Raw genomic sequence first — 26,738 nt, 5'->3', positions numbered from 1 at the left:
CATCCTCTTCGCAGAACGCCAACTCAACAGACGCAACAACCGATGATCCCGGCTGTAGTATTAGGCCAGCTCGTGCGCCGCGTCGATGCAGTGGCGTGCCTGAGCGAGCAGCTCGCGGTTGCGGTCCATGAACTCCTTGGCGGCGCCGCAGGCCCCCGGATGCAGCCGGACCTCCGACAGAAGCCGTTCCGCCTCGTCCAGCGAATTCAAGACCGATACCGCCGTGTCGATGTCCATGGCCAACCCCCTTGAGCATGGCGTGCTGCAGCGCACGCATTCATCAGGCGGCTATGACAAAAGCATTAATTTGCGCTGCAGCGTATTGGCCATAACGTCGCAGATTTAGAACATTTTAACATATTTATCGCCAAAAACGTGCATCATCGCCGCTCACGTCTCTCCAGCGCATCCACCTGTACGCGGATGACCTTTTCCGTCGCCGAGAAGCCCTGCCGACGGGTCAGGACGACGATGACCGCCGCGGTGGACACCATGAAGAACCAGGGGCCGAGCATCCAGGCCAGCGCCGCCATGGCGAAGTAATAGGCGCGCATGCCGCCGTTCAGCGCCTTGACGGCCAGCGTCATGGCGGCGGCGATGCTGTCGGCCATCGCCGTCTTCTCCTCCGCCGGCACCGGGGGCAGCGGGGCGGAGCCGATCAGGGCGCAGCAGTAATTGTACTGGCGCAGCGCCCAGGTGAATTTGAAGAAGCCGAAGGTGAAGATCGCCACGAGAAGCAGCATCTTCAACTCGAAGAACTCCCTCGTCGTCTGCACCGTGAAGGACAGCGTGCCGACCAGCTTGTGGGCGCTCTCCACCGCGCCGAAGGCGCCGACCAGACCGGCGAGAACCAGCATGTTCGTGCTGGCGAAGAAGGTGCAGCTCTGCATCGTGTGGCCGATGAGCTGCGAATCCATGATGCGGTTGTCACGCTCCAGCATCCGCTCCATCCAATGACGGCGCGCCTTCTTCAGATGCTGGTTGACCACCATGCGCCCGCCCAGCATGTGGTCCTGGATCAGCGTGAAGCCCGCCCAGCAGGCCAGGAACCACAGGAAGGCGAGGATATCGAGGATGGTGATGTCGGGCGTCACGGGCGGACACTCTGGCACGGAGGAAGGGGACGGTCCGGCGCAAGGGTGTAACCGTCCTCCCGCCGCCTGTCCAGCGGCCCCCGGCGGGGCAGGAAGCCCCTACCCCCGCCCCTGCACCGCGTTCAGGACATGGACCCGGATCGCGCTCGACAGGTTGCCGCTGCGGGTCGAATCGATCTCCTCGATCAGCGCGTTGACCGACATGCCCCGCGCCTGCGCAAGGCCCTTCAGCGCCTCCCAGAATTCCTCTTCCAGGGAGACGCTGGTCGGGTGCCCGGCGATGAGGACGGAGCGCTTCTTCATGGACGGCGCACGGCCCCGGTCACCGGGGCTTCACCATGGTGTCCGGCTTGACCCACTGATCGAACTGCTCCTCGGTCAGCAGGCCCAGCGCCACGCCGGCCTGTTTCAGGGTCGTTCCCTCCTTGTGGGCCTTCTTGGCGATCTTCGCCGCGTTGTCGTAACCGATGTGCGGGTTCAGCGCGGTGACCAGCATCAGGCTTTCGTTCAGCAACTGGCCGATGCGCTCGCGGTTGGCCTCGATCCCGACCACGGCGTTGTCGGTGAAGCTGTTGCAGGCGTCGGCCAGCAGCCGGATCGACTGCAGCACGTTGTAGGCGATCACCGGCTTGAAGACGTTCAACTCGAAATGGCCGGTGGCGCCGGCGATGCTGACGGTGGTCTGGTTGCCCATCACCTGGGCGCAGACCATGGTCATCGCCTCCGACTGGGTGGGGTTCACCTTGCCGGGCATGATGGAGGAGCCGGGCTCGTTCTCGGGCAGGGAAATCTCGCCGATGCCGCAGCGCGGGCCGGAGCCGAGCAGACGGATGTCGTTGGCGATCTTCATCAGCGACACCGCCAGCGTGTTCAGGCTGCCGTGGGCGTCCACCAGCGCGTCGTGGGTGGCCAGCGCCTCGAACTTGTTCTCCGCCGTGACGAAGGGCAGCCCGGTGATGGAGGCCACCTCCGCCGCGAAGGCTTCGGCGAAGCCGGTCTTGGCGTTCAGCCCGGTGCCCACCGCCGTGCCGCCCTGGGCCAGCCGGTAGAGCTGCGGCAGCGACGCCTTCACCCGCTCGATCCCGTAGGCGATCTGGGTGGCGTAGCCGGAGAACTCCTGCCCCAGGGTCAGCGGCGTGGCGTCCTGAAGATGGGTGCGCCCGATCTTCACGATGTCGGCGAACTCCGCCGCCTTCGCGGCCAGCGCCGCGTGCAGGTGCTCCAGCGCCGGCAGAAGCTCGTGGTGGATCTGCTCGGCTGCGGCGATGTGCATGGCGGTGGGGAAGCTGTCGTTGGACGACTGACCCATGTTGACGTGGTCGTTGGGATGGACCGGCTTCTTCGACCCCATCTCGCCGCCCAGCGCCTCGATGGCGCGGTTGGAGATGACCTCGTTCGCGTTCATGTTCGTCTGGGTGCCGGAGCCGGTCTGCCAGACCACCAGAGGGAAATGATCGGCGAGCGTGCCGTCGATCACCTCCTCCGCCGCCTCGACGATGGCGCGGCCCAGCCGGGGGTCGAGCACCTCCAGCGCCATGTTGGCGAGCGCCGACGCCTTCTTCTGGATGCCCAGGGCGCGCACCAGCGCCGGCGGCATGCGCTCCCCGCCGATGCGGAAGTTGCGCAGCGAGCGCTGCGTCTGGGCGCCCCAGTAACGGTCGGCGGCAACCTCGATCGGTCCGAAGCTGTCGGTCTCGGTGCGCATCCCGGTCTTGCCGGTCATGGTCAGGTCCTCGTCGGTTCGAACATTCTTCCGGTCAGCGAATTTTTTCCCGAATCGCCCGCCGGGCAAGGGGAATCAACGCGAAATCCCCTTTGGGCAAGGGGGCGGCCGAATTTGTTCTTGTTGCGTTCCATTTCCTGCGTTACCGTTTCGGCGTGACCGGCCCCGCTGCCCCTCTTCCGCTGCCCCTCTCCAGCCCTGGGAGATTCGAATGAGCGACTTCGCCATGGACCATGTCCGCGCCTTCATCGCCAAGACCCGCGTCGCCGAGATGACGGCGAAGGGCTGGCACGTGGTCGGCCCCGGCGAGGAAGGCACCCTGCTCATGGAAGGGCCGCAGCTTGGCGGTGCACCGGTGCGCCTGTCCGCTTTGGTCAACGACCTGTTCGACGATCTGGTCGCCCAGGCGCTGGAGCGCGCCGACCGCATGGACCGCGCCGCGGGCCGACTGCCGCGCGCCGCGTGACGGGTTACGCCCGGCGCACCGGGTCCCGCAAAGGATGTACTCCGCCCGGCGGGACGGCCTGTTAACGCCCTGCCGCCGCGGCTTAAGGCTTGCGGACGCCGCCGTTCAGGCTCCGCTCCCTCCCGCCTATGCCGGTCCGGTCGCTACGACCTTCGACGGAAGTCCTTGAAAAGTCTCACAGCCTCAGAAAAGCGCCTGCCCCAATCAAGAAAAGTGGTAATCCATATGGATAAAAGCCCCCTATATTTGTCGGTTGCGGGATTACCCCTCAAGACACCAGCCCGGCGGAGGCCCCGTTAGTAAGTCGTTAACCGGGACATGGCCAAATAGAGACATCACGAACACACAAGACAAAACGGAGTTTTAAAATGCTGATCACCACCACCACCGAACAGATTACCTCGTCCTCTCGCGTTCACATCGCCCTGGTCGATGAATTCATCCAGCTGGCGCAGAACCGGATCGACGGCCAGAACGACCCCTTCGTCCGCGAAAGCCTCGCCGACCTGCTGTCCACCCTGCGCGAGGAGCGGTCCGGCTACCTGGACCTGCTGAACGCCGCGATGCTGGCCAAGGCCGCCTGAGGGTCCCGGACGACCCAGGCATGAGAACACCGTGGTGGCGATCAGGTCGGGGTGATCAAAAAGCCCCGACCGTCAGCCCAGCGGAACAGCAGGTTGCTCCCGTTCCCTCAAGCCTCATCCGCCTGCGCGGCCAGTGCTGCGATCGCATCGCCGGTGAGACGGTAGGGAAGCCACTCCTCCATCTGTTTGAAGCCGATGCGCAGATAGAAATCGCGCGCCGGGTTCCAGTGCAGCACATTCAGGTCGACACGGCGACAGCCCCGCTCGGCCGCCAGTTTCGCCACCGTCGCCAGCAGCTTGCGGCCCACGCCATAGCGCCGCGCGTCCGGGGTGACGTAGAGATCCTCCACGAACAGGCCGGCCCGCCCTTCCCAGGTGGAATAGTTGCGGAAGCACAGCGCGAAGCCGACGGGCTCCCCGTCCAGTTCGGCGATCAGCGCCTCGAACACCGGACGCTCGCCCCAGCCGTCGCGCCGGAAGTCCGCCTCGCTCGCCTTCACGGCGTGGGGTTCGTTTTCGAACTCGGCGAGTTCCCGGACGAAGCGGAGGATGGTCGGGCAATCGGCCTCGACGGACGGACGGACGGTCACGGTGGGCATGGCAACTCCAGATCTCACGATGGCGCGACGATAGCCGCGCCGGCCGCCAAGCAACAACCGCTTTGCCATCGCCCCTGGGCGGGCCTAGGCTGCGCGCCATGCGGGACATCCAGACCATCGGCGGCTTTTCCATCCGTGAAGCCCGGCCCTGCGAGCGCCACGCCCTGCTGGCCCTGGTCGCGCGGATCGACACGGAAAGCGATTTCCTCCTGCGCGAGCCCGGCGAGCGGCCCTTCTGGGCGCGCGATCTCGCCGCCTTCCAGGCGTCCGGCAACTCCACCATCTTCGTCGCCGAGGCTGTGGGGAACCGCCCCGCGGACCTCGTCGGCTATCTCAGCGCCCATGGCGGGCGGTTCCGCCGCAACCGCGGCGCGGTGACCCTGGCGGCCGGGGTGCGGCGCGACTGGAACGGGCGCGGCGTCGCCACCGCGCTGTTCGCCGCGGCGGAGAACTGGGCGCGGCGGACCGGCGCGCACCGGCTGGAACTCACCGTGGCCGAGGCCAACGGCCGCGCCCTGTCCCTTTACGAACGGCTCGGCTTTCTCGACGAGGGGCTGATGCGCGACGTCCTGCGCGTCAACGGCGCGTGGCGCAGCGAGCGGCTGATGGGCAAGGCCATCGGGGCGGAGGGCGTTCCGGAATGGCCGATCCCGATGCCCGGCCTGACCGTCGAAGCGCCATCCCAGGCGCGGATCGGACGGCTGGAGATCCGCCCCGCCCTGCCCGCGGACGCCGCCGCCTACCTCGCCTACGACCACGCGGTGCGGAGCGAAACCCACTTCCTGATGCGCAGCGCCGCCGAATCCCTGCCGGACGTCGCGGCGGCCCGGCGATTCCTCGCCGAACAGAGGATCGGCGACCGGGCGGCCACCCTGCTGGCGGTCGCGGACGGGACCATCGCCGGCTCGCTGTCGCTGTGGACCGGCGCCTACGCCCGCACCGCGCACGAGGCCGGCCTGGGGCTGGCGGTGCGCCGGGACTTCTGGGAGACGGGCGTCGGCGGACGCCTGATCGACGCGGCGGATCTGTGGGTGCGGGCGCGGCGGCTGCACCGGCTGTCGCTCTGGGTGTTCGGCCACAACGGCCGCGCCCGGCGCTTCTACGCCAAGCATGGCTTCCAGGAGGAGGCGGTGGCCCGCCGCCACAGCCTGATCGACGGGCGGCTGGCCGACCAGCTGTCGATGGCCAAGCTCTATGGAGCCAAGCCGTAAAGGAAGGGGCGCTACGCCACTCCCGCCGCCGCCGCCGCCCCTCCCCCGACCAGCTCATCGAACCGCGCCAGATAGCGTTCCGTCATGCCGTCCAGCGAGTAGCGGGCGCGGGCGACGGCGCGGCAGGCGTCGGGGTCCAAGCCCTCGCAGTCCTCGATGGCGCGGGCCATCTCCTCGGCGTCCTTGACCAGGAAGCCGGTGACGCCCGGCTCCACGAGGTCGGCCAGGGCACCGGTCGGGAAGGCCACCACCGGCGTGCCGCAGGCCAGCGCCTCCAGCGCCGCGACGGGGGTCGGCTCCGACATCAGGCTGGGCGCCAGCAGGCAGCGCGCCGCCCCCAGCATCCAGCGCTTGCGCCCGAAGCCGATCCGCCCGAGGAAGCGGCGCTTGGGGTCCAGCCGGGGCCGGATCTCCTCCTGAAGGTAACGCTGCTCGTCCGCGCCGCGAGACAGGCCGCCGCAGAGGAGAAGCTGCATGTCGATCTGCCGCGCCGCGTCCAGCGCGATGTGGAAGCCCATCTCCGGTTCGATGTCGCCCAGGCAGACGGCGAAACGGCGTTTCGGCACGCGGATGTGCAGGCGGTCCACCGCCACCCCGATCTCCAGCGGCGGCAGCAGGGTCAGCCCCGGCGACGCTCCCCGCACCTGCGCGGCCGACACCGGCTGGAGATGCAGGTTCGCCCGCGGGACCGTCAGGGCTTCCGGCCGGTAGCGGTCCAGCGGCAGGTAGAGCGTCGCCAGGACCGGCACGTCCTGCGGCGGCAGCAGGACGTCGAAGTCCCGGACATGGATGTGGACGAGGTCGGGCGCGTGGTCCTCCACCGCCCCGGCGACCACGGTGGCGACGCGCCTCAGAACGGCGGCCTGCGCCCGCTCGTCCGGCACCTGCCCACGCGCGCCGCCATGGACGCGCGCCAGCGGGATCAGAGTTCCGGCCACCGCGGAATCCTCCGGTGCGATGACGATGGAGCGGTGCCCGGCGCGGACCAGGGCGGCGTCGATGGCGCCGGCCACTTGCTCCGCCGTGCCTTCGTTCTCCGGATCGGCGCCGATCGGGGCGAAGGGCGACGCCACGGTGAGGATGGTCAATGCCATCGCGCGACCTCCGGGAAAGAAAGGCCCGAAGGGGCTCCGACGCTCGGGTGACGATGTCCTGCCGGCCTGTTCCTACGCATCACCGCTTCGTTCATCCCATGTCCCTGTGGTGTTATTCATTGGAACTTATTGTCTGACGCACGTTCTTCTTTCTCTCCGACATCTTTGCGGCCCGGAGAACAGCCGGAATCGGGACAGTCCTGTTGCCATAGCCCCTTCTTTTGTTTTCTACGAAAATGGGCCGCCGGTAACCGGGGTATTGGAAGTGGATCGACCCGCGGAAGGGATAGCCGTCCTGCACCGGGTTGCCGACCTCGGAACCGGGAACCCGCCCGGACGGTCAGGATGCCCAGAGCGGCTTACTTCCAACAGGGGCAAGCCGGGCAAGGGGGGAACGTCGGATCAATCATCGCCGCCCCCCTTGATGTCGAGGATGGAGCGCAACTCCCGCACCCGCCGTTCCGCCGTGTGCTCTTCCAGAACGCGCGACCGCGCGCGCTGGGCCAGCGTGGCCAGATGGCCGCGCGGCAGCATCATCGCCGTCGTCACGTCGTCGGTTTCCCGCGCCACCAGGATGTCGCGCCCCGGCTCGAAGAAGGCGCCGATGCCCTCCCATTCGTCGGAGATCACCGGGACGCCGCAGGCCGCCGCCTCGAACAGCCGGACGGACGGGCACCAGCCCATCGCCTTCAGGGGTTGGCGCGTCACGTTCAGCGTCAGGGTGGAGGAGCAGAAGAAGGCCGCATGCTCCGCCGGGGGCAGATGCCGGACGCGATGGATGTTGGCGCCCCAGGAGGCGCCGTCCGGGTAGCCGCCGCCGGCCAGGACGAACCGCCGCCGGGCCAGCCGCCGGGCCGGCTCGAAAAACAGCGCCTCAAGCGCCACACGCCGGTCCTCGACCCAGGCGCCGAGGTGGCAGAGGTCGCCGAGATAGCGCCGCACCGGGTCGGTGGGCCGGTGCAGATCGGGATCGACCCAGGCATAGAGCGGCGCCACGAAGCGCGCGCCCAGTTGCGTCTTCAGCGCCTCCAGCGCCCGCCCGCCGGTGCTGCTCAGCACGGTGTCGAATCCGCCCAACCCCTCCGGCGGCAGATAGGCCGGCCGCTCCCCCGTTTCGGAGCGGGACAGGGTGATGTGCGTGTCGAGGTCGTAATAGACCGTGCGTTGCGCCTTCGACCCCAGCACGAGGTGGGAGGCCACCGCCCCGTCCGGACAACCGGAGGTTACCATCGCTACGTCCGCTTCGTCGGCGTGTCGCTGCGCCGCCGCCGCCACGTCCTCCCAACGGTCGTAGAGCAGAAGCTCTCCGCCGGGGATGTCCCACAGGTCGCGGTGCTCCGCCCGCTCGGGCGTGTCGCGCTCCAGGAAGACGACGCGGTTGCCGCGCCGCGCCAGGGCCTTGACCAGCCCCCGCCACAGGGTGGCGTGCCCGTTGCTCCAGGAGGAGCTGATGGATTGTCCGAAGATGATGATTTTCATGATGTTGGCGCCATGCCTCCGCCCCCGAGCCTCCATCCCGATGGCCCTTCCGGAACAACGTGCCCCGTCCGATCGTGTTCCGGACGCCGGACCCACGCGGAGGGGGTGCCCCAGGGGCCCCCGTCCGGCCGACCTGCCGCTCTCCTGCCGACGCTACACCCTTTGCGTGTCGATTACGGAACGGACCCAACTATGAATGAATTTGTATAAAAATGTCGTTTAACCACCTAAGAGGGATATGAGATAATAAATTCGTGAAAAAAGAAAATCATTCACTTGTGTGACAACCCGACGTCACAACTCATAAAACAATCCCAACGCGAAGGACACATCATGCGCAAGGCTCTTTTCCCCGTCGCACTTGCAATGGCAAGCGGCTTGGCTCTGTTCAGCTCCCCCGCCGCCGCCTGCAACGACGAGGCGTACATCGGCACCATCTGCACCTTCGCGTTCGACTGGTGTCCCCGCAATTACATCCCGGCCGATGGCCGGACGTTGGCGATCCGCGAGTATCAGGCGCTGTTCGCCCTGGTCGGCTTCCGCTACGGCGGCGACAACGCGAACACTTTCGGCATCCCCGATCTGCGCGGCCGCGCCGCCATCGGCACCGGGACTGGCCCCGGCCTGACAAACATCGCCATCGGCGCCAAGGTCGGCCAGCAGGAGCTTCTGCTGTCGGCGGCCCAGGTACCGCTGCAGCCGCACACCCACACCGCCACCTTCACCGGCACCGGCGGCGGTTCGGGCGGTTCGACCACCGTTCCCTTCACCGGCACCGTCAGCGTCCCCATCACCAACGGCGGCACCCCGGTGTCGGCCCCGACCTCGGGCACCGTCTATCTCGGCGACACCTCGATCGACGACGGCGGCGCCGGCATGACCCTGAAGGGCCCGTACAACACCACCGGCCCGGGCACGGGCGCCAAGGTCGCCGGCACGGCCAGCGGCTCCATCACGGTTCCCAACACCGGCATCACCGGCGGCACCGTGGCCGTCGCGCCCGCGTCGTCCGGCGCCACCCAGAAGGTCTCCACCCAGTCCCCGGCGATCGGCCAGACCGTCTGCATCGTGGCCAACGGCCTGTACCCGAACCGTCCGTAACGGATCGCGGACCCGGAATCCGAACCCTCCCAACGCCGAGGACCCACCATGCGCAAGATTCTCCTCTCCGCCGCCTTTGCGATGACCAGCGGCCTGGCTCTGTTCAGCACCCCCGCCGCCGCCTGCAACGTGGAGCCCTACATCGGCACCATCTGCACCTACTCGTTCGACTGGTGCCCGCAGGGCTATGTCGTGGCCGACGGCCGCACGCTGGCGGTCCGCGAGAACCAGGCGTTGTTCGCCCTGATCGGCTACCGCTACGGCGGCAACAACGCGGATCTCTTCGGCATCCCCGACCTGCGCGGTCGCACGGCCATCGGGTCCGGCACCGGCCCCGGCCTGGCGAACATCGCCATCGGCGCCAAGGTCGGCCAGCAGGAGCTTCTGCTGTCGGCGGCGCAGGTGCCGCTGCAGCCGCACACCCACACCGCCACCTTCACCGGCACCGGCGGCGGTTCGGGCGGTTCGACCACCGTTCCCTTCACCGGCGACGTCAGCCTTCCCGTCACCAACGGCGGCACCCCGGTGTCGGCCCCGACCTCGGGCACCGTCTATCTCGGTGACGCCTCGATCGATGACGGCGGCGCCGGCGTCACCATCAAAGGGCCGTACAACACCAGCGGCCCGGGCACGGGCGCCAAGGTCGCCGGCACGGCCAGCGGCACCGTCACGGTTCCCAACACCGGCATCACCGGCGGCACCGTGGCGGTCGCGCCCGCGTCGGCCGGCGCCACCCAGAAGGTCTCCACCCAGTCCCCGGCGATCGGCCAGACCGTCTGCATCGCGACGACCGGCCTGTACCCGAACCGTCCGTAAAACCGGCGCGGGCGGCCTCCCCCCACAGGAAGGGGCCGTCCGCCGGTACGCTCACCAGTAGGTCATGGCGTCGGCGTAGAGCCCGCGCAGATCCTCCTCCGTCACCGGGCGGGGCGCGATGGTCAGCAGCCGTTGCTGCGCCATCGCGCCGCGCACCAGATCCGGGATGTCCGCCGCGCCGTAGCCCAGCGCCGACAGGCCGTTGGGCAGATGGGTGGCCCGCATCATGGCGATCAGCCGGGCGGCCAGAATGGCGCCGCCGTCCGCCGGGGACACGTCGCGGACCTCCGCCCCCAGCGCCTCGGCGGCGCGCAGATGGCGCTCGGGTTCCGCGGAGCCGGTGAAGCGGAAGGCGGCCGGGGCGTTCAGCACCACCGAGATGCCGTGCGGCACCATCGGGTTGGCCTTCTCGTAGCCGAGCGCCGTGAAGCTGTGGTTCATCCCGGCGACGGAGTAGGACATGGCGTGCGGGATGTGGACGCCCGCGTTGCCGAAGGCCAGACCGGCCAGAGTCGCCGCGAACATCAGGGCGTCGCGCGCCTCCTCGTCCGCCGGGTCGTTGACGGCGCGCTCCAGATACTGCCCGCCGAGCCGGATCGCCTGGAGGCTGCCGATGTCCGACCAGGGGTTGGCGCCCTGGTAGGGCGGGCGCGGGTTGGCCGCGTCGGGCTTCGGGCGGGAGCGGTAGGAGCGCGCGGTGTGGCTCTCGATGGCGTGGGTCAGCACGTCGAAGCCGGTGGAGGCGATGACGCCCGGCGGCAGGCTGTCGATGGTCGCCGGGTCGACCAGCGCCAGATTCGGCCGCAGATAGCGGGAGGAGATGCCCGTCTTCACCCGCATCTCCACATGGTCGAAGATGGCGACGCCGGTCGTCTCGCTGCCGGTGCCGCAGGTCGTCGGGCAGGCGATGTGCGGCTTGACCGGGCCGGGCACCGGGCGCCCCTCGCCCAGCGGCTTGTTGACGTAGGCGAGGAAGTCCGCCGGGTGGGTGGCGTAGAGGTTCGCCGCCTTGGCCGTGTCGATCACCGACCCGCCGCCGACGGAGACGTAGCCGTCGAATTTGCCGTCGCGGGCGAAGTCCGCCGCCTCCAGGAAGGACGCGCTGGTCGGCTCCACCGCGCATCGGTCGAAGACGGCGACGTCCAGCCCGACCGCCTTCAGCGACTCCAGCGCCGCCACGAAAGGCGCGATGCCGGCCACATGGGGATCGGTGAACAGGGCCACCCGGCGCATGCCCATGGCCTTGGCGTCGTTCCCCGCCTCCGCCAGCATGCCGCGGCCGAACTTCATCGACGCGGCCTCCACCGTGAAGCCGCTGTCGCCGTCGGGCAGGATGGGATGGGCGATGGGGCTGGTCATGGGCGCGGTCCTCCCGATCGTTGTTTTATGCGTTCGTTGCCATCATCGGAGCGCGAGAGGGGGGCGGCTGTCAACCCAACCGTTCGCTCAGGCGATTGTTTGCCCTCCCTGCGGCGCGGTGCCCTGGAGCCGGCGGTAGAGGTAGCCGACGCCGATCAGGCTCAGCCCGAGCCCGAGGAAGGAGGCGACGCGGTACAGCCCGCCCAGCTCGGCCATGTCGCTGAGGAAGACCTTGGCGACCACCGCCAGGATCAGCGCCATCGCGGCGTGGCGCAGCCAGCCCAGCCGGTACCGCAGGGCGGCCACCAGCATCAGCACCGCCGCCGCCAGGAAACCGACGGAGTAGCCGTACCATTCGGCGTCCGGCAGCTCCGGCCCGGAGAGGACCGGCCCCTGGAAGGCGTGGCGGATCTCCAGCGCCAGATTCATGCCGAGCAGCGCCAGCGGCAGCAGCGCCGCCCAGGGGCGCAGGCGGGCCGGCAGCGGCTCCACCCACAGGAACAGCAGCCCGAGCATGGCCGGAAGCCCATAGGCGAGCAGCAGCGTGTTCGCCACCGGCCAGGAGCCCACCGCCTCGCCACTCCACAGCGGGTTCAGGACGACCAGATGCAGCGCCGCCGCCTGGAGCGCCGCCAGCCCGGCCAGGATGCGCCGTCCCCACACCGCCACGGGCCGCGCCCGCCAGCGCCGCCCTGTCGCCAGCAGCAGGGCCAGCGCCAGCCAGACCAGCGTGTGCAGCGCCACCTCGCGCAGCGTGTCGGGCGGCTCGTCCAGCGTGCCGCGGGTCAGCGCCTGGATGCCGAGCGACAGCAGCAGCGTGACGAAGGCCAGCCCACCGGCCTCCAGCAGTGCCACCACGCCGTCATCACCCTTGCCATCTCCCCTGCCGTCCGGCGCGGAGCGCAACCAATGGGCGGCCAGGAAGAATCCCGCCGCCGGCAGGCCGTAGCCGTAGACGATCCAGCCGAGCCCGTCCTCTCCATATTCCAACACGGACGGGTTCAGCGCCAGCCGGACCAGGACGGCGCCCGCCACCAGCAGGATCACCGCGCGCAGCGAGCGCAGCCCCATGCGCCGCTCCAACCACGCCAGCACCGGAACCTGGGCGGCCAGCGCCACGGTCAGCCACGCCTCGCGCAGCATCATGACGGCGCCGAGGCTGAGCGCCCCGGCGGCCCCGGCGGCGAAGGCGGCCAGCCCGAGACTGACGCCCGGCTGGTGGCGGTGGCGGGCCAGCGGGCCGGTTCCGGCGACCAGCAGCGCCGCCAGCGCCAGGCTGGCCACCGGCCACAGCGTGTCGGCCTGCGGCGGGTCCAGCCGCCAATAGGCGAGCGCCAGGAGCACCACCGGCATCCAGGCCGCCAGCGACGACCACAGCGCCGCCCGCGTCGACCGCCACAGGGCGATGAAGCCGCACATCCCGTAGAGCAGGGCGAAGCCGGCCACCGCCCACAGAAACCGCCCGGACTGGAACGGCAACCCCGAACCGGGCGATGGGACGATGGGATGCCCGTCGGCGGTGACGGCGGGCGGCGGCAACGGCCAGCGCGGCACCGTCCAGCCGGCGAAGGCGAACAGCACGGCCAGTGCGCCGATCCAGGCGACGCCGGCGATCCGCTCGATCCGCCGGCCCGCCGCAATGGAGAGCAGCCCGAACAGGGCGAACATCACCAGCGATCCGGTGCGGTGCCCGTCCACGGTGACGAGCATCGCCATCAGCAGCCCCAGCACCGCCACCGCCGCGACGGCCAGACGGTCGGCGCGCGGGCGCCCCGTCCAGCGCAGCATGTCGAACAGGGTGGTGCGGGGCAGCGCCTCGACCGGCCCGGCCAGCAGGGCCGGCATCAGGAACAGCCCGGCGGTCAGCAGCAGGTAGATCCCCACCGGCAGGGCGTCGCCGGGGTTCCAGCCGCCGACGTACCAGACCGGCACCCAGCCCGCCGCCCCGATCAGCGTGCCCAGCCCCAGCCAGCGCCAGCCGCGCCACAGCACCACCGTCATGCCGGCGCCCGACAGGGCCAGAAGATAGGCGAACAGCCCCCAGGCCGATCCCCCGATGGACGAAACCAGCAGCGGCGTCGCGAAGCCGCCGAGCAGCCCCAGCGCCGCGATGTAGGGTCCTTGAAGCAGCGACAGCGCCATGCCCAGCGCCGCCAGCCCGCCGAGCAGCGCGAAGGCGACCGGCGGGGCGAACAGGTCGTAGAGCACATAGCCGCCATAGACACTGGCGAAGCCAGTGAATAGGCCGGCCGCGGTCAGAGCCGGGGGCACCGGATCGCGCCCACCCGGCTCCGCCCCTCCGCCGCGCTGCCGCAGCCATTCGCCGCCGACCATCAGCGCCGCGGCGGAGAGCAGGCCGAGCGTGACGCGCACGCCGGGGCCGAGCCAGCCCTGCTCGACCGACATCTTGATGAAAAAGGCCGCCGCCAGGGCGACCGTGGCCCCGCCCAGCCAGATCAGCCAGCGCCCGGCCAGCGCGTCCTCCAGCCGGCTCCACACCGACAGCGGGGGTGGAGTGGGCTCCGGCGGCGGTTGGATCGGCGGCGGCTCCGGCGGAGCCTCCACCATGACGGCGGTGTCCGCGGCGGGAGCATCGACCGGCGCGGCGTCGGTCGCCGCCGGCCCCTGCCACCGCTCCAGCGCCAGCCGGAGCCGAACGATCTCGCGCTCCTGCGCCGTCAGCCGGCGGTTGAACCGGTGGGCGACGATGGCCCCGATCAGCACCAGAAGAATGACGTCCATACCCGACCGCCCCGGCTGCGCTTGCGTTCGCGCAACGATAGCGGTCAGCCGCCGGGCTTGTCTCTCTGACCTGTGGAGGCATCCAAACGGCTCATCAGCGTCAGCGCGTCATCCACCGCGTGGAAGTCGGCGGTGTTGTCGAAGACGCACCAGACCGGACGCTCCCGCGCCTCGTCCCGGAAGCGCCGGGCCAGTCGGTCCAGGACGTCCAGCGGGTAGGCGCTGCGGTACATCACCGGCGATCCGTGCAGGCGCCAGTAACGGAAACCGTCCCAGCCCGCCGGCTCCGCCGCCGCGGGCACCGGGGCCGGGTCGGCGGCGGCACGGGCCACGGCGTGGTCGACCAGCAGGCGGTCCGGCTCCGCCGCGAACCAGCTCGGGTGGCGCGGTTCGCAGACGACGAGGCCGGCGAACCGCTCGCGCAGGGCCGCGAAGAAGGGGCCGGCCACCGCCGGCTCGAAGCGCAGCGTCGGCGGCAACTGCACCAGCAGCGGCCCAAGCCGGTCGCCGAGATGCCCGACCTCGTACAGGTAATGCTCCAGCGGGGCGGCACAGTCCTTCAGCCGCTGCTCGTGCGTGATGGCGCGCGGCAGCTTGACCGCGAAGCGGAAGTCCGGCGGTGCCGAGGCCGCCCAGCGCTCCCAGGTCTCCGGCTTGTGCGGACGGTAGAAGCGGCTGTTGACCTCCACAATCGGGAAGACGCGGGCGTAGCGCTCCAGATGCGTGCCCTCCGCCGGGAAGGCCGGGGCGGAGGGTTTCGGAATGCTCCAGCCGGCGCAGCCGATGCGGATGGCGTTGATGGTCCCTTCGGCCAAGCCTCTGCTCTCCATGGGCGCGTGCGTTCCCGCCTTAGAACAGCGTCGGCTGCCGCTCGTCCCGCATTGGAACGCCTTCAGAGCGGTCGGCGTCGGCGATCAGGCGGGCCATCTCCCGGCGCGCCTTCTCCGCCTCGTAGCCGCCGCGATAGCGCCCGATGAAGCCCTTCCGGCAGGCTCGGCTGAAGCGCTGCGACGCGGCTTCCCAATCGTCGCCGGGGCGCAGCCAGCTCACATAGGTGGTGCCGGTCCGCGGGTCGGTGCGCAGGTAGCGGCCATGCCCCTTCGGCCCCCGCACCCACTGGCCGGGATTCAAGCGCAGAGCCCCCCGCGCCAGCAGCAGGGACACCTGCGGAGTGAGTTCGATGGTCGGAAAATACGGCATGGAAAGCCCTCTCGGCGGCGCGCCGGGGGGCGGGCCGCGAACGTCTCTTCTCTGGTTTCGGAATGCCCTGGATATGGGGATTTCATCCCGTTTGTTCAAGTTTTGTTCACGGTTAAACCAAGGCTGTCCGAGCGCCGCGTCAATCCGTCGGATGACAAAATTCGACACGGATTTCACGGATTTCTGAAAACCCGCAAGCACACCGCGGGTCGAGCCGAATGACTCCGTGAAATCCGGTTTGATCCGTGCAATCCGTGTCGATTCTTGCCCGCGTCCCCCGCGCGTGGCGGATGAGCGTTGCTTCCGGCACCGGAACTTGTCCGTTGAGTGAAAGAGCCGTCCGTCCTAGGCTCCCGCACAGCTTTTCCCTGATGGTCACGAGAGCGCATGCGCCCCCTGCTGTCCCTTCCCGTCCGCCTCCTGCTCGCCACCACGATCCTGGCCGGTTGCCAGACGACGGGCGCCCCGCCCGTGTCGGCCACCACCACGTCCGGAACCGCGAAGGCGTCCGCCGCCGCCCCGGCCAGCGTGGCGCCGGTCCAGCCCGCCGTCAGCTTCGCCGACTGGCTGAAGTCCCTGCGCGCCGAGGCGCTCGGCCAGGGCATCCGCGCCCAGACCTTCGACCGCGCCTTCGCCAACGTGAAGCTGTCGGACCGGGTGGTCGAACTGGATTCCTCCCAGCCGGAGTTCAACCGCCAGCCCTGGCAGTATCTGGACAGCGCGGTCAACGACCGCCGCGTCCAGGCCGGGCGCCAGCGCATCCAGGACAACGGCGCGCTGCTGCGGCGCGTCAGCCAGCGCTCCGGCGTCCCGGCGGAAATCCTGGTGGCCTTCTGGGGCGTGGAGACCGATTTCGGCAACTTCACCGGCGGCTTTTCCGTCGTCGATGCGCTGACCACGCTGGCCTACGAAGGCCGCCGCGCCAGCTATTTCCGGACGGAGCTGCTGGCCGCGCTGCGCATCCTCGACAGCGGCGACATCCCGCCGGAGCGGATGAGCGGCTCCTGGGCCGGCGCCATGGGCCAGACCCAGTTCATGCCGACCATCTTCCTGAAGCACGCCACCGACGAGGACGGCGACGGGCGGCGCGACATCTGGGGCAGCCTGCCCGACGTCTTCGCCTCCACCGCCAAGTTCGTGCAGGCCAACGGCTGGCGCACCGGGGAGCGCTGGGGCGAGGAGGTCACCCTGCCCGCCGGCTTCCCCTACGAGCAGGCCGAATACAACATCGCCAAGCCGGTGTCCGAATGGCGCCGCCTCGGCGTGCGTCCGGTCAACGGCGGCGATCTTGGCGGCGAGGAGGAGCGGGCCGCCGTCCTGATGCTCGCCGGGGCGCAGGGGCCGGCCTTCCTGGTCCGGGAGAATTTCCGGGCGATCATGAAGTACAACCCCTCCACCAGCTACGCGCTGGCGGTGGCGCTGCTGTCCGACCGTCTCGCCGGCCGTTCCGGCGTGCAGGGAAGCTGGCCGCGCCACGAACCGGCGCTGAGCCGCGACGAGCGGATCGAGCTTCAGGAGCGGCTGGCCTCGCTGGGCATGGAGCCGGGAACGGCGGACGGCATCGTCGGCGCCAACACCCGCAACGCCGTGCGCCGCTTCCAGCAGTCGATCGGCGCCGTGCCGGACGGCTTCGCCACCAAGTCCCTGCTGGAGCGGCTGCGCCAGAGCGCGGCCCCCATCCCGGCGGCGGGCTGACCGCCCGCGATGCTGGCGGCGGCGAAGGGCTGGGCGCGGCGGATCAAGCGCGACGTGATCGCGCTCTATCTGGCGGCGCGCGACCCGCGGACGCCGTGGTACGCCCGCGTGGCCGCCGCCGCGGTGGCGGCCTACGCGCTCAGCCCCATTGATCTGATCCCCGATTTCGTGCCGGTCCTGGGCTATCTGGACGACCTGCTGATCGTGCCGCTCGGCATCCTGCTGGTCATCCGCCTGATCCCGGCGGCGGTGCTGGAGGAACACCGCGCCACCGCCGCCCGGCTGGCCGCCCGACCGGTCAGCCACGCCGCCGCCGCGCTGATGGTCGGAATCTGGCTGGTCGCCGCCGTCGCCCTGTTCCGGTGGCTCGAACCCCATGTCGCGGGCTGGCTGGGGTAGTCGCGCGGGCGCTTTGCCTTCATTCGCCCAGCAGATGCAGCGCCAGGGTCCGCTCGTGGGGCCGGCGGCGGTGCTCGAACAGATAGATTCCCTGCCAGGTGCCCAGCGCCATCCGCCCCTCCAGCACGGGGATGGACAGCTGCACCGTGGTCAGCGCGCTGCGGATGTGGGCGGGCATGTCGTCCGGCCCTTCCAGAATGTGGTCGTAAAGCGCGGGGCCTTCCGGCACCAGCCGCTTGAAGAAGCGCTCCAGGTCGCCGCGCACGCTCGGGTCGGCGTTCTCCTGGATCACCAGCGAGGCCGAGGTGTGCCGGCAGAAGACCGTCAGCAGACCGGTCTCCATGCCCTGGGCGGCGACCCAGCGGGCCACCGGCTCGGTCATCTCAACCAGCCCCTGGCCGTGGGTGCGGGTGGTCAGCGTCGTAACGGCCTGCCGCATGTTTGTCGCCCTCCGTATTCGATTGCGCGTCTTGGAAGCGGGTCATCCATACACCAAATCGCTTGGCATTCCCGGCCAACAACAGGTGATCCATGGAGCTGAACGGCCAGTACCGGATTCCGGCGGCGCGCGAGCGGGTCTTCACCGCGCTCTGCGACCCCGCCGTGCTGCAACGCTGCATCCCGGTGCTGGAGGAGATGGACCGGCTGACGCCCACCGAATACGCCGCGCGCGTGCGCGCCACGGTCGGGCCGCTGAACGCGCGCTTCGCCGGGCGGGTCCGGGTGGCGCCGGAGGACGCGCCGCGCTTCTACATCCTCTACGCCGAAGGCAAGGGCGGACTTGCCGGGGCGGTCAAGGGCGAGGCCCGCATCACGCTGGAGGAGGTGGACGGCCACACCCACCTGTCCTTCACGCTGGCGGCGGCGCTGGGCGGGGCCGTCGGGCGGCTGGCGGTCAAGCTGGTCAAGGCCAAGGCCGACCGCGTCATCGACGGCTTCTTCGAGCGCTTCACGGCGGAGGTCATGAACGGCTGAAGCGGATGACGGACGGGTGAGGACAACGCACCCGCAAAAAACCACTTCGCAGTTGCGGGAATTTGATCCACCATCATGGTCATGACCGAACAACCCCCCGATGCGGGAGTTCGCCGACCATGATTGCCGACACCGTGATTGCCGACATCGCCGATCCTGCGGCCTTCTCGATCCACCCGCCCGCCGACGCTCTGGACGGCGTTCCGGATGGCCCGGCCCTCGACCGGCTGCTGTTCAGCCGCATCGTCGGGCTGGCCGCGCAGCATCCCGGCGGCGTCACGGCGTCCCTGGGGCTGGCGCGCGGCGCGCTGGCCGAGTTGATCCAGCGGCACGCGGCGGGCTTCGCCCATCTCCTCCCCATGCTACAGAGCGACATTGGGCCGGACCACAGCGGCGAGGACGCCATCGAGGAGGAGGATCTGCGGGCCTTCCTGCTCGACCACCGCGCCGCCGGGACCGTCGAGGAGGAGTGGTTGGCCGCCATCGTCGCCCGCCGCACACTGGGGCCGAACCATCTCTGGCAGGACATGGGCTTCGCCAACCGGCGGGAGTTGAACGCCATGTTCCGCCGCCACTTCCCGTCGCTGGTCGCGCTGAACAGCGGCGACATGAAATGGAAGAAATTCTTCTACCGCCAACTCTGCGAGCGCGAGGGGCTGATGCTCTGCAAATCCCCGAACTGCGAGGTGTGCGACGACTTCAGCGCCTGCTTCAGCGCGGAGGACGGTGACCCGCTGAGCGCCCTGGCCCGCGTGGCCCGTGGCGAGGGGGCCTGAACAAAGATGCGCCGCGGGTGAAGAAAGCCGCTTGACCGGAGCGCCGCCACCCGTTAGATAACGCCACCCGCCGGACGGAAGGCCAAGCAAGGCCCGATGAACGGCAGGTCTCCGATGGTCGCGTCAAGCATCAGCGGAAGGGTGGCCGAGTGGTTAAAGGCAGCAGACTGTAAATCTGCCCGCGTAAGCGTACGCTGGTTCAAATCCAGCCCCTTCCACCATCTGACGCGGCCGGTTCATGACAGGGTCATGGCCGGCCGTTTCCTTTTCCAGACAGCGCTGAATTGTTGCCGCATCAGCGCGCCATATCAGCGTGGCTGCGCCCCCAGATCCTCGAAGGTCAAGCCCTTGTCGGTGCGGGTGAAGCGGCCCTTCCCGTTCACGGTCATCGCCGGCACGCCCGGCTGCGGCGCGAAGGTCGCCGCATAATAGCAATCATACTGCTTGTCGTCCGGCCTCGGAGCGCCGTTCCGGTACTTCGTGTCCACGCAGCCCTGCTTGCGGAAGCCCTCGAACCCGCGGAAGCCGCCCGGCCCCTGGCCGTCCAGCGCCCGCCTGGTATGCGTCTCCACCAGTTTGCGCATGTCGGATTCGCCCGGCTCCCCCGAACAGGCGGCCATCGGCAGCACCACCAGACCGCACATCACCGCACGCCGCACCACGCCCCCCATGCTCTCTCTCACTTGCTGGCCCTCACTTGCCGGCCAGCAGGCGGTCCACCCGCTCCTTCAGGGCGCCGAAGGACGGCGGCTTCACGACGAAGCCGTTGACGCCCAATGCCATGGCCTTCTTCACAATTTCGGATTCCGTGTGGTTGGTCAGGAAGACCACCGGCGTGCGGCGGTTCCGCACCTCCGCGCTGGCCCGCAACTCCGCCAGGAACTGAAGGCCGGACACCGGCTTCATGTCGATGTCGCAGACGATCACGTCGGGGGTGGTGCGGATGCATTCCCGCATGCCGGTCTCCCCGTTGTCGGCCTCGGCGATCGAACGGAAGCCGATCTGCGAGAGGATCTGCATGATGGTCCGTCGCACGAAGGGCTGATCTTCGATAACCAGGATGCTGTATTGCCCGTAATCGACCGGCTTCCTGTCCATCGCGGCACCCTCCTTCGCCCGAGCCCGGGAATTGGCCAAGCACTGGTGGGACCAGCCCATGGTCATACAGTCGAACACTGATAAAGCGAGTCCGCCGAACGAGCAACCAAAGGACGGTTACAACTTTTAAAGAATGGTGGATTTCCTGCAGCAGGGCATGACGAAGGGCCGCGCGCAACCGCACGGCCCTTGGTTCTCCGCAGGGATCGAACGCATCCCCAATCCCTGCCGGATGCTATCGGCGGCTGCTTCCCTGCAACCCCAGGAGGGTGGAGATCACACCAGCCACGAGCCGGCGCTCCGGGTGCAATTCATGCACCGCCACCGCGCGCCCGGCGAAGGACAGCGCCGCCTTCGCCATGCCCGCCGGGTCGGGGCAGGCATCACCGTCGATCCGAAAGCGCGTGACGGTCTTGGTCAGTTCGTGCATCGCGGTCAAAGGCGGGATGCACATCAGGAAGCGGGCGCTGGCGATCGGCGTGAAGCCGCAGCGCTGGAACATGGTCTGCACGGTCACCGGAGCGCCATCCGGCCCTTCGGTCCCGACCTGATAGCGGAGCAAGCGCTGCGCCCGCTCCTCCACCGCCTCAGACCAGCCGGCGGTGGCCGTAATCATAGGGTTGATCAAACCTGCCTCCAAATACACCAGCCACGGGCCGCGCAGGCGCCAGGGACGTTAGATTGTTCACCGAACTAACAAGGTCAAGAACATCCCGTATGGTGGAAACCTGCATCCGTTTGCGCACAAAGCAACCGTTGTGCCAGCGGCGGGAGGTGGCGGCGCAGGGCCGCCCCGCCCCGCTGCCGGCTTCCCGCATCGCCTTGAAACTCCATCTGATTAGCTCATGGCGTCCGGAAGGGCGCATGGAGACTCAACATCGCGGCGGCCGTCCCGGTGCCGTCGGCTGCGTTTCTCGTCGTCAACAGGACACGTCACATGTGCGACAATCTGCCGCTCTTTTGGGCACCGCGTGTCGCTGCTCCGCAACCGACACCCTGAGGACGATCATCAACCTCCCGGCACGCGCGTGAATCATCGTTGCCCCGAAAACATTTCCTGTCCTGCGCTGTTGTGACCTGACGTACGTGGATTCATGAGCCGGAAGTTGATTTGCGGCGGTGAGCGGGGGCCATCGTGGAGACGTCCATGCCGAAAAAAAATGTGGATTCGGATAAACCGGACAAAGCCGAGCCAACCAGCGGGGAAGCGTTGCGGGAATGCCTGGGGGCAATGAACCGCAACCTCGTCGAAGGACTTCGGACCGCGGACCGCCTGCAGCGCGACGCCAGTCGCCTAGTCCAGGAAAGCGCGCGTCTGGCCGCCGAACTGGTCGAGCAGCGTCGCGAGATGGGCCGGCTTCGCGACCGGCTGCACCGCGCCGAGGGCCGCCGCGCCGCTCGGGAGGAGGAACTGCGCCACGCCCATGAGACGGCGGAGCGCGCCGACCGGGCCAAGGCACGCTTCCTGACCGCCGCCAGCCACGATCTGCGCCAGCCGATCCAGGCGGCGGCGCTGTACGCCCACATCCTGAGCGGCACGGTCGGTTCGAACCCCGCAGCCAGAGAAGCGGCGGATCTGCTCCAGGCGTCCATCGACAGCCTGAACGGGATGCTCAGCGGCCTTCTGGACCTCGCCCGGCTGGAGGCCGGCGCGGTGGACGTCGCGGTCACGGAGTTCCGCCCCGACGGGCTGATGCGCCGCCTGGCCCAGGAATTCCGGGACAGCGCGACGACCGAGGGGACAAGCCTGCATGTCCACCCCTGCGGCGTGGTGGTGCGGACCGACGCGCGGCTGCTGGAACGGATACTGACCCATCTGCTGTCCAACGCCATCCGCCACGGTGGGGGATGCGGAAGGCGCGTCCTTCTGGGCTGTCGGCGCCGCCCCGGTGCGCTGGAATTTCAGGTGTGGGACGACGGGCGGGGCATTCCCCCCGACGCCCGCGCCGCCATCTTCGAGGAGTTCCATCAGCTCGACAACCCCGAGCGCAGCGCGGCCAAGGGCTTCGGCCTCGGCCTGCCGCTGGTGTCCCGCATGGCGCGGCTGCTCGGCCTGACACTGGACCTGCGGTCGCAGGTCGGGCGGGGCACGGTCTTCACGGTGACGGTTCCGCGCGCCGCCCTCTCCCCCGAACCCGACCGCCGCCTGACCGCCGCCGCCCGCGCCATGGCCGCGGTCGCCACCAGCGCGGCGGCGACGGCATCCCCGACGGACCGGATGAAGGGCCGGCGGGTGCTGCTGGTGGAGGACGACGAGCGGGTGCGCCACGCCATGACCATGCTGCTGAAACGCTGGGGCGTTCAGGTGACGGCCGTCGGCTCGGCGGAGGAGTTGGCCGCCCGCCTTCCCCGGATGCGCAACCGACCCCATGTCGTGCTGGCCGACCATCGCCTGCCCGGAGGCCAGACCGGCCGCGCGGTGGCCGAGCTTGTGCGGAGCCGCTGGGACGTGCCGGTCGTCATCATCACCGGCGACACGGCGCCGGAGCGGCTGCGCGAGGCGCGCTCCATCGGTTGCCGCCTGCTGCACAAGCCGGTGGAACCCGGCGACCTCGCCGCCACGCTGGGCGACGTCATGGACCCATGACCGGCGAACGCCGCGAGCGCAAATCCGCGGCCATACCGGTAACCACAGCCCCGGCGTGTGAATCAACGGCCGCCGGAATGCGTCCATCTTGAGAGGATCTTCCAAATCGTCTCAACAAGTGGAACGAATGGCTTGGCACCCTCGTGCGCAGAAGGGTGAAATCCTGACCATGGGTGATTGGTCCTTTCACCCGTCACCAACGCATTTTCCCAAAATGCGATGAGCAGCAGATGGGAAGCGGTGCTTGCCGTTCCAATTTTCCACTGCGCCACATTTTCTGTCTGTTTTCTCATAATCGTGCAGAACATAACAATAAATGCACGGAACGTTCACGCATCTACTTCCCTGTTTTCAATAATTAATGATACATTAACATGACAAATAATGCGATATGTTGCAATTTGAAACATCAAGGAAAGCATCTATCCTTACCGACGGGCAGAAGTACGCTGTGTCAAATGCTGATTTCATGCTTTGACCATATTGACCCGGACGGCCATTTATGGGCATGTAAAATCAAACGGAGTACCCATTTCTTTCATGAAGCGCGTATTCCGGATTGCATCCCATTCAGGAAACGCCCGCCATGATCGAAGCGTCCGCCGCCGCCCCCACCTCGTGCGTCACCACCTCTGGTCGCTTCCTCCGCTCGGCAACCGAGATTGCCGTCATCGACACCGCCCTTGCCGGTTGGCAGGATCTTCAGGCGGAGCTTCCCCCCGGTGTGGAGGCGGTCCTGATCGGCGAAGGCCAGGACGGCGTGACGGTGATGGCGCAGGCGTTGGCGGGGCGCCACGGCATCCAGGCGCTCCATGTGCTTTGCCACGGCTTCGAGGGCGGGTTGCAACTCGGTACGGCGCGGCTGGACGAAGCGGAACTGCCGACGCGGGAAGCGGAACTGGCGGCCGTCGGCGCCTGCCTGGCCGATGACGGCGACATCCTGCTGTACGGCTGCAACGTGGCGAGCGGCCACGGCGGGTCGTTCCTCGACGCGCTGGCCGACATCACCGGCGCCGGCATGGCGGCGTCGCGGACGCCGACGGGCGCCGCGGATCTTGGCGGCGACTGGGATCTCGCCTGGACCCGCGGCGTCGTGCGGGCCGAGACGCTGCGGATCGAGAGCTACATGGGCGTGCTGATGGCGGCTCCCGAATCCGTGGACACCGTCGCCTATGTCGGCGAGTCCACCATCACCGTGACCTTCGACGGCAACCTCGACAGCGCCAGCCAGCCGGCCCTGTCCACCTTCGATGCGATTTCGCCCGGCGACATGTCCTGGGGCACCGGCGCCGTCCTGATCAACGGGACGAAGGTCAACGTGACCGCCGCCGTTGTGTCCGGCAAGACCGTGACGCTGACCGTCAGCAGCACTCTCACGGCCGGCGACTACATCGAATTCCGCTACGTCGATCCGGCGGGCGACAACAGCAGCGGAGTGATTCAGGCCACCAACGGCCTCGACGTCGCCTCGGTGTACATTGTAACCACGGTCATGGGGCCGCGCCCTGCGGTGCCGCCGGTCCTTCAGAACGCGGCGGCGGATGGCACGTCGCTGGTGCTGACCTACGACGTCGCGCTCGACTCCGCCAACCCGCCGACAGCGGGCGCCTTCGAGGTCAAGGCCGGCGGCAGCACCGTGCCCGTCACAAACGTCGCGGTGGACAGCGCGAACAAGACCGTCACGCTGACGCTGGCCCAGGCCGTCTCCCACACCGACACGGTGACGGTCGCCTACACCGACCCGACGGCGGGCAACGACACCAACGCCGTCCAAGGCACCACGGGCGTCGACGCCGCGACCTTCACCGCCCAACCGGTCACCAACAACACGCTCGACCCGAACGGCACCCCGCCCACGCTGACGCTCACCCCGAACGATGGCTACGGCCAGGTGGGCATGGGCAATCCGACCTTCGACCTGTTCAATTCCGTCTCGGCCTCCACGGTGGACGGCGGGCAGACCTTCACCGGCATGGTGCTGACCGTCCACAACGTCGCCGGAACCGGAAGCGGCGAGTTCCTGACCATTGCCGGAACCGACATCGCGCTGAGCAACGGAACGACGGGCAGCTTCACCGGCGGCGCGTACGCGGTGACTCTGGTGAACGGCGTCGCCACGGTGACGGTCAGCGGCATGACGCTGAGCAACAGCGCCATGAGCATGCTGATCGACAGCATCGCCTACAAGACGACGGCCGCCTCGGTCACCAGCCTCGACCAGACCAGGACCGGGCTCAGCGAAACGCGCCCCATCGTCCTGCGCTCGATTACCGACAGCGGTGCGACGAACAACACGACCGAGGTCAACAAGCTCGTCACGGCGTCGATCGGGATGCAGCCGGGCAGCCTTTCCCCGATCACCATCACGCCGGACAACCCGACCGCCACCTTCACCAACGGCACGCCGACCCAGCTTTCCTTCACCGTGAATGTCTCCGCCGCGCTGGCCATAGTGGGAAGCTCCATTCACTTCGACGTGGCCGCCCCCAGCGGCTGGACGATCTCCAATCTCAAGCTCGACGCCATCGCGGACGGCACTCTGACCGGCATCATCGCGATCGGAACCCACACCCTCACCTTCGACGTGACGGCGTCGGGAACCGACGTGTCCGGCCAGTTCCCCGTCAGCGTCTTCACGTCCTTCAGCGGCATCCCCATGTTTCCCCAGACGGCGGTTTCGTCCGGCTCCGTCATGGTGGCGGTCGTCCCGCCCGCCCCGGTCCTGCAAAGCGCGACGGTGGACGGAACGACGCTGGTTCTGACCTACGATGCCGCGCTGGACGCCGTGAACGGCCCGGCGGCGGGCGCCTTCGAGGTCAAGGTCGGCGGCAGCGCGGTCACCGTTTCCAGCGTCGCCGTGAACGGCGTCAACAAGACAGTCACCCTGACGCTGGCCCAGGCGGTCCAGCACGGGCAGACCGTGACCGTCAGCTACACCGACCCCACCAGCGGCGACGACGCGGCGGCGATCCAGAGCGCGACCGGCGGCACCGACGCGGCGACGGTCACCAACCAGTCGGTCACCAACAACACCGTCGACACGACGCCGCCGTCGATCACCACCGTCACCATTCCCAACCAGTCGGCCAAGGTCGGCGACACGGTGACGGTGACGATCACCGTGGCGTCGGACAGCGACACCTACACGCTGGGCAGCGGCAGCACGGTCGACGGCTTCGCGCTCGGCAACCTGACCAAGGTCAACGCGACCACCTACACCGCCACCTTCACGGTCACCGCCGACGGCCAGCGCACCGGCAACCTTGCGGCCAACCAGGACATCCCGGTCAACATCGTCCTGGTCGACAGCGCCAGCAACGCCAACACCCCCTACACCACCGCGATCAGCCAGAACAACGACCGCATCGACACCAACGCCCCGCCGGTCCTGGCCGTCCCGACCACCCCGGCGACGCTGGTCGACACCGCCGCCGCCGACACCTTCCCGCTGGTCGCCGGACAGCTCTCCGCGACCGATCTGGAAGGCGACACGCTGACCTACTCCATCGCCGGGTCGCAGTCCTCCCCGGTCCAGTCCGGCAGCGTCACGCTGAGCAACGGCGTCACCTATGACACCTGGTCCACCGGGCCGGGCGGCACCTCCTACGTCAACAGCCAGACCGGCCACTACGCCTACGTGTTCGACGCCGCCTTCCTCAACGGCGTGCCCGCCGGGCCGATGCAGGGCACCAGCACCTTCACCGTCTCCGACGGCAACCGCACCGTCGACCAGCAGCTCA

Annotated in this window: 25 protein-coding genes, 1 tRNA gene and 1 pseudogene; 12 read left to right on the top strand and 15 right to left on the bottom strand. The window is 68.8% G+C overall.

Annotated elements, in window-relative coordinates; all coding sequences use genetic code 11:
* Window positions 1-60 precede the first annotated feature (60 nt).
* The 4 genes from JJL56_RS30765 to fumC all read right to left on the bottom strand — a co-directional run bounded on the left by JJL56_RS30765 (window position 61) and on the right by fumC (window position 2,817).
* Window positions 61-237: a hypothetical protein gene (locus tag JJL56_RS30765; RefSeq protein WP_186453039.1), complete on the bottom strand. Its 177-nt coding sequence runs from the start codon at window positions 235-237 to the stop codon at window positions 61-63.
* A gap of 143 nt (window positions 238-380) precedes the next feature.
* On the bottom strand, window positions 381-1,094 hold the full coding sequence (locus tag JJL56_RS30760) for a DUF599 domain-containing protein (protein WP_145628499.1): 714 nt from the start codon (window positions 1,092-1,094) through the stop codon (window positions 381-383).
* A gap of 99 nt (window positions 1,095-1,193) precedes the next feature.
* Window positions 1,194-1,397 (bottom strand): ribbon-helix-helix domain-containing protein, encoded by a 204-nt coding sequence (locus tag JJL56_RS30755; protein ID WP_014239903.1) that lies wholly within the window; start codon window positions 1,395-1,397, stop codon window positions 1,194-1,196.
* A gap of 19 nt (window positions 1,398-1,416) precedes the next feature.
* Window positions 1,417-2,817, bottom strand: coding sequence for a class II fumarate hydratase (gene fumC / locus JJL56_RS30750; RefSeq protein ID WP_145628496.1), 1,401 nt, complete (start codon window positions 2,815-2,817; stop codon window positions 1,417-1,419).
* 211 nt (window positions 2,818-3,028) lie between these two features.
* Here fumC and JJL56_RS30745 point away from each other — a divergent pair, with 211 nt between their 5' ends.
* Together JJL56_RS30745 and JJL56_RS30740 are read left to right on the top strand one after the other, a co-directional pair.
* A complete protein-coding gene (locus JJL56_RS30745; RefSeq protein ID WP_145628493.1) occupies window positions 3,029-3,283 on the top strand; it encodes a hypothetical protein in 255 nt (84 codons plus the stop codon).
* A gap of 368 nt (window positions 3,284-3,651) precedes the next feature.
* Window positions 3,652-3,867: a hypothetical protein gene (locus JJL56_RS30740; RefSeq protein WP_145628490.1), complete on the top strand. Its 216-nt coding sequence runs from the start codon at window positions 3,652-3,654 to the stop codon at window positions 3,865-3,867.
* Between the two features lie 107 nt (window positions 3,868-3,974).
* Here JJL56_RS30740 and JJL56_RS30735 read toward each other — a convergent pair whose 3' ends face one another.
* Window positions 3,975-4,466 (bottom strand): GNAT family N-acetyltransferase, encoded by a 492-nt coding sequence (locus JJL56_RS30735; RefSeq protein ID WP_145628488.1) that lies wholly within the window; start codon window positions 4,464-4,466, stop codon window positions 3,975-3,977.
* Window positions 4,467-4,564: 98 nt separating this feature from the next.
* Between JJL56_RS30735 and JJL56_RS30730 the strand changes: the two genes are divergently transcribed.
* A complete protein-coding gene (locus JJL56_RS30730) occupies window positions 4,565-5,677 on the top strand; it encodes a GNAT family N-acetyltransferase (RefSeq protein ID WP_145628485.1) in 1,113 nt (370 codons plus the stop codon).
* Window positions 5,678-5,688: 11 nt separating this feature from the next.
* On the opposite strand, the gene JJL56_RS30725 is transcribed toward JJL56_RS30730, so the two are convergent.
* Window positions 5,689-6,771, bottom strand: coding sequence for a glycosyltransferase (locus tag JJL56_RS30725; RefSeq protein WP_145628482.1), 1,083 nt, complete (start codon window positions 6,769-6,771; stop codon window positions 5,689-5,691).
* A gap of 402 nt (window positions 6,772-7,173) precedes the next feature.
* Entirely contained in the window at window positions 7,174-8,250 is a 1,077-nt protein-coding gene (locus JJL56_RS30720; protein WP_200487618.1) for a CgeB family protein, read from the bottom strand.
* Between the two features lie 333 nt (window positions 8,251-8,583).
* Between JJL56_RS30720 and JJL56_RS30715 the strand changes: the two genes are divergently transcribed.
* Together JJL56_RS30715 and JJL56_RS30710 are read left to right on the top strand one after the other, a co-directional pair.
* Entirely contained in the window at window positions 8,584-9,351 is a 768-nt protein-coding gene (locus JJL56_RS30715) for a phage tail protein (protein WP_200487617.1), read from the top strand.
* 48 nt (window positions 9,352-9,399) lie between these two features.
* Window positions 9,400-10,167 carry a phage tail protein gene (locus JJL56_RS30710; RefSeq protein ID WP_200487616.1) on the top strand — a complete coding sequence of 256 codons (768 nt, stop codon included), beginning with the start codon at window positions 9,400-9,402 and terminating at the stop codon, window positions 10,165-10,167.
* A 51-nt stretch (window positions 10,168-10,218) separates the two neighbouring features.
* Here the strand turns inward: JJL56_RS30710 and JJL56_RS30705 are convergent, their stop codons facing one another.
* The 4 genes from JJL56_RS30705 to JJL56_RS30690 all read right to left on the bottom strand — a co-directional run bounded on the left by JJL56_RS30705 (window position 10,219) and on the right by JJL56_RS30690 (window position 15,468).
* Window positions 10,219-11,526, bottom strand: a complete 1,308-nt coding sequence (locus JJL56_RS30705; RefSeq protein ID WP_200487615.1) for a hydroxyacid-oxoacid transhydrogenase — start codon at window positions 11,524-11,526, stop codon at window positions 10,219-10,221.
* A gap of 87 nt (window positions 11,527-11,613) precedes the next feature.
* Window positions 11,614-14,268, bottom strand: coding sequence for a DUF2339 domain-containing protein (locus JJL56_RS30700; protein WP_200487614.1), 2,655 nt, complete (start codon window positions 14,266-14,268; stop codon window positions 11,614-11,616).
* A gap of 44 nt (window positions 14,269-14,312) precedes the next feature.
* Entirely contained in the window at window positions 14,313-15,083 is a 771-nt protein-coding gene (locus tag JJL56_RS30695) for a DUF72 domain-containing protein (RefSeq protein ID WP_200487613.1), read from the bottom strand.
* 34 nt (window positions 15,084-15,117) lie between these two features.
* Window positions 15,118-15,468, bottom strand: coding sequence for a hypothetical protein (locus JJL56_RS30690; protein ID WP_145628461.1), 351 nt, complete (start codon window positions 15,466-15,468; stop codon window positions 15,118-15,120).
* Window positions 15,469-15,855: 387 nt separating this feature from the next.
* Between JJL56_RS30690 and JJL56_RS30685 the strand changes: the two genes are divergently transcribed.
* Both JJL56_RS30685 and JJL56_RS30680 read left to right on the top strand, forming a co-directional pair.
* Window positions 15,856-17,163, top strand: a complete 1,308-nt coding sequence (locus JJL56_RS30685) for a lytic murein transglycosylase (protein ID WP_200487612.1) — start codon at window positions 15,856-15,858, stop codon at window positions 17,161-17,163.
* Window positions 17,164-17,178: 15 nt separating this feature from the next.
* Window positions 17,179-17,562: pseudogene (locus JJL56_RS30680) on the top strand (YkvA family protein); the annotation flags it as partial.
* Between the two features lie 19 nt (window positions 17,563-17,581).
* Here JJL56_RS30680 and JJL56_RS30675 read toward each other — a convergent pair.
* Complete coding sequence (locus JJL56_RS30675; RefSeq protein ID WP_145628452.1) at window positions 17,582-18,001, bottom strand: secondary thiamine-phosphate synthase enzyme YjbQ; 420 nt, start codon at window positions 17,999-18,001, stop codon at window positions 17,582-17,584.
* Window positions 18,002-18,093: 92 nt separating this feature from the next.
* Here JJL56_RS30675 and JJL56_RS30670 point away from each other — a divergent pair, with 92 nt between their 5' ends.
* The 3 genes from JJL56_RS30670 (at window position 18,094) to JJL56_RS30660 (ending at window position 19,534) form a co-directional block, all read left to right on the top strand.
* On the top strand, window positions 18,094-18,537 hold the full coding sequence (locus JJL56_RS30670) for an SRPBCC family protein (RefSeq protein ID WP_145628450.1): 444 nt from the start codon (window positions 18,094-18,096) through the stop codon (window positions 18,535-18,537).
* Window positions 18,538-18,656: 119 nt separating this feature from the next.
* Window positions 18,657-19,313 (top strand): nitrogen fixation protein NifQ, encoded by a 657-nt coding sequence (locus tag JJL56_RS30665; RefSeq protein ID WP_247891339.1) that lies wholly within the window; start codon window positions 18,657-18,659, stop codon window positions 19,311-19,313.
* A gap of 135 nt (window positions 19,314-19,448) precedes the next feature.
* Window positions 19,449-19,534, top strand: a tRNA-Tyr gene (locus JJL56_RS30660).
* A gap of 87 nt (window positions 19,535-19,621) precedes the next feature.
* Here JJL56_RS30660 and JJL56_RS30655 read toward each other — a convergent pair.
* The 3 genes from JJL56_RS30655 to JJL56_RS30645 all read right to left on the bottom strand — a co-directional run bounded on the left by JJL56_RS30655 (window position 19,622) and on the right by JJL56_RS30645 (window position 21,027).
* Window positions 19,622-19,996 (bottom strand): hypothetical protein, encoded by a 375-nt coding sequence (locus JJL56_RS30655; protein WP_345772662.1) that lies wholly within the window; start codon window positions 19,994-19,996, stop codon window positions 19,622-19,624.
* Window positions 19,997-20,006: 10 nt separating this feature from the next.
* The gene (locus JJL56_RS30650; RefSeq protein WP_200487611.1) at window positions 20,007-20,411 is read right to left on the bottom strand and encodes a response regulator; all 405 of its coding nucleotides are present in this window, start codon (window positions 20,409-20,411) and stop codon (window positions 20,007-20,009) included.
* 235 nt (window positions 20,412-20,646) lie between these two features.
* Window positions 20,647-21,027: a hypothetical protein gene (locus tag JJL56_RS30645; RefSeq protein ID WP_145628447.1), complete on the bottom strand. Its 381-nt coding sequence runs from the start codon at window positions 21,025-21,027 to the stop codon at window positions 20,647-20,649.
* Between the two features lie 615 nt (window positions 21,028-21,642).
* Between JJL56_RS30645 and JJL56_RS30640 the strand changes: the two genes are divergently transcribed.
* Together JJL56_RS30640 and JJL56_RS30635 are read left to right on the top strand one after the other, a co-directional pair.
* A complete protein-coding gene (locus JJL56_RS30640; RefSeq protein WP_247890834.1) occupies window positions 21,643-22,998 on the top strand; it encodes an ATP-binding response regulator in 1,356 nt (451 codons plus the stop codon).
* Window positions 22,999-23,584: 586 nt separating this feature from the next.
* Window positions 23,585-26,738 (top strand): SwmB domain-containing protein (locus JJL56_RS30635; RefSeq protein WP_200487609.1); only part of this gene is annotated, 3,154 nt, incomplete at its 3' end.

Origin of the sequence: Azospirillum aestuarii (assembly GCF_016632405.1) — a bacterium.
In the GTDB taxonomy this organism is placed as follows: domain Bacteria; phylum Pseudomonadota; class Alphaproteobacteria; order Azospirillales; family Azospirillaceae; genus Azospirillum; species Azospirillum aestuarii.
Note: the sequence above shows the minus strand (reverse complement) of the source record. Positions and strands in the feature narration are given on the sequence as shown.

What these genes read in the sequence shown, in the direction of transcription:
- JJL56_RS30710 (WP_200487616.1), top strand. Translation starts at nt 9,400, where the DNA reads ATGCGCAAGATTCTCCTCTCCGCCGCCTTTGCGATGACCAGCGGCCTG.
- JJL56_RS30685 (WP_200487612.1), top strand. Translation starts at nt 15,856, where the DNA reads ATGCGCCCCCTGCTGTCCCTTCCCGTCCGCCTCCTGCTCGCCACCACG.
- JJL56_RS30670 (WP_145628450.1), top strand. Translation starts at nt 18,094, where the DNA reads ATGGAGCTGAACGGCCAGTACCGGATTCCGGCGGCGCGCGAGCGGGTC.
- JJL56_RS30735 (WP_145628488.1), bottom strand. Translation starts at nt 4,466, where the DNA reads ATGCCCACCGTGACCGTCCGTCCGTCCGTCGAGGCCGATTGCCCGACC.
- JJL56_RS30725 (WP_145628482.1), bottom strand. Translation starts at nt 6,771, where the DNA reads ATGGCATTGACCATCCTCACCGTGGCGTCGCCCTTCGCCCCGATCGGC.
- fumC (WP_145628496.1), bottom strand. Translation starts at nt 2,817, where the DNA reads ATGACCGGCAAGACCGGGATGCGCACCGAGACCGACAGCTTCGGACCG.
- JJL56_RS30720 (WP_200487618.1), bottom strand. Translation starts at nt 8,250, where the DNA reads ATGAAAATCATCATCTTCGGACAATCCATCAGCTCCTCCTGGAGCAAC.
- JJL56_RS30765 (WP_186453039.1), bottom strand. Translation starts at nt 237, where the DNA reads ATGGACATCGACACGGCGGTATCGGTCTTGAATTCGCTGGACGAGGCG.
- JJL56_RS30755 (WP_014239903.1), bottom strand. Translation starts at nt 1,397, where the DNA reads ATGAAGAAGCGCTCCGTCCTCATCGCCGGGCACCCGACCAGCGTCTCC.
- JJL56_RS30665 (WP_247891339.1), top strand. Translation starts at nt 18,657, where the DNA reads ATGATTGCCGACACCGTGATTGCCGACATCGCCGATCCTGCGGCCTTC.
- JJL56_RS30715 (WP_200487617.1), top strand. Translation starts at nt 8,584, where the DNA reads ATGCGCAAGGCTCTTTTCCCCGTCGCACTTGCAATGGCAAGCGGCTTG.
- JJL56_RS30690 (WP_145628461.1), bottom strand. Translation starts at nt 15,468, where the DNA reads ATGCCGTATTTTCCGACCATCGAACTCACTCCGCAGGTGTCCCTGCTG.
- JJL56_RS30645 (WP_145628447.1), bottom strand. Translation starts at nt 21,027, where the DNA reads ATGATTACGGCCACCGCCGGCTGGTCTGAGGCGGTGGAGGAGCGGGCG.
- JJL56_RS30640 (WP_247890834.1), top strand. Translation starts at nt 21,643, where the DNA reads ATGAACCGCAACCTCGTCGAAGGACTTCGGACCGCGGACCGCCTGCAG.
- JJL56_RS30705 (WP_200487615.1), bottom strand. Translation starts at nt 11,526, where the DNA reads ATGACCAGCCCCATCGCCCATCCCATCCTGCCCGACGGCGACAGCGGC.
- JJL56_RS30730 (WP_145628485.1), top strand. Translation starts at nt 4,565, where the DNA reads ATGCGGGACATCCAGACCATCGGCGGCTTTTCCATCCGTGAAGCCCGG.
- JJL56_RS30740 (WP_145628490.1), top strand. Translation starts at nt 3,652, where the DNA reads ATGCTGATCACCACCACCACCGAACAGATTACCTCGTCCTCTCGCGTT.
- JJL56_RS30745 (WP_145628493.1), top strand. Translation starts at nt 3,029, where the DNA reads ATGAGCGACTTCGCCATGGACCATGTCCGCGCCTTCATCGCCAAGACC.
- JJL56_RS30650 (WP_200487611.1), bottom strand. Translation starts at nt 20,411, where the DNA reads ATGGACAGGAAGCCGGTCGATTACGGGCAATACAGCATCCTGGTTATC.
- JJL56_RS30675 (WP_145628452.1), bottom strand. Translation starts at nt 18,001, where the DNA reads ATGCGGCAGGCCGTTACGACGCTGACCACCCGCACCCACGGCCAGGGG.
- JJL56_RS30700 (WP_200487614.1), bottom strand. Translation starts at nt 14,268, where the DNA reads ATGGACGTCATTCTTCTGGTGCTGATCGGGGCCATCGTCGCCCACCGG.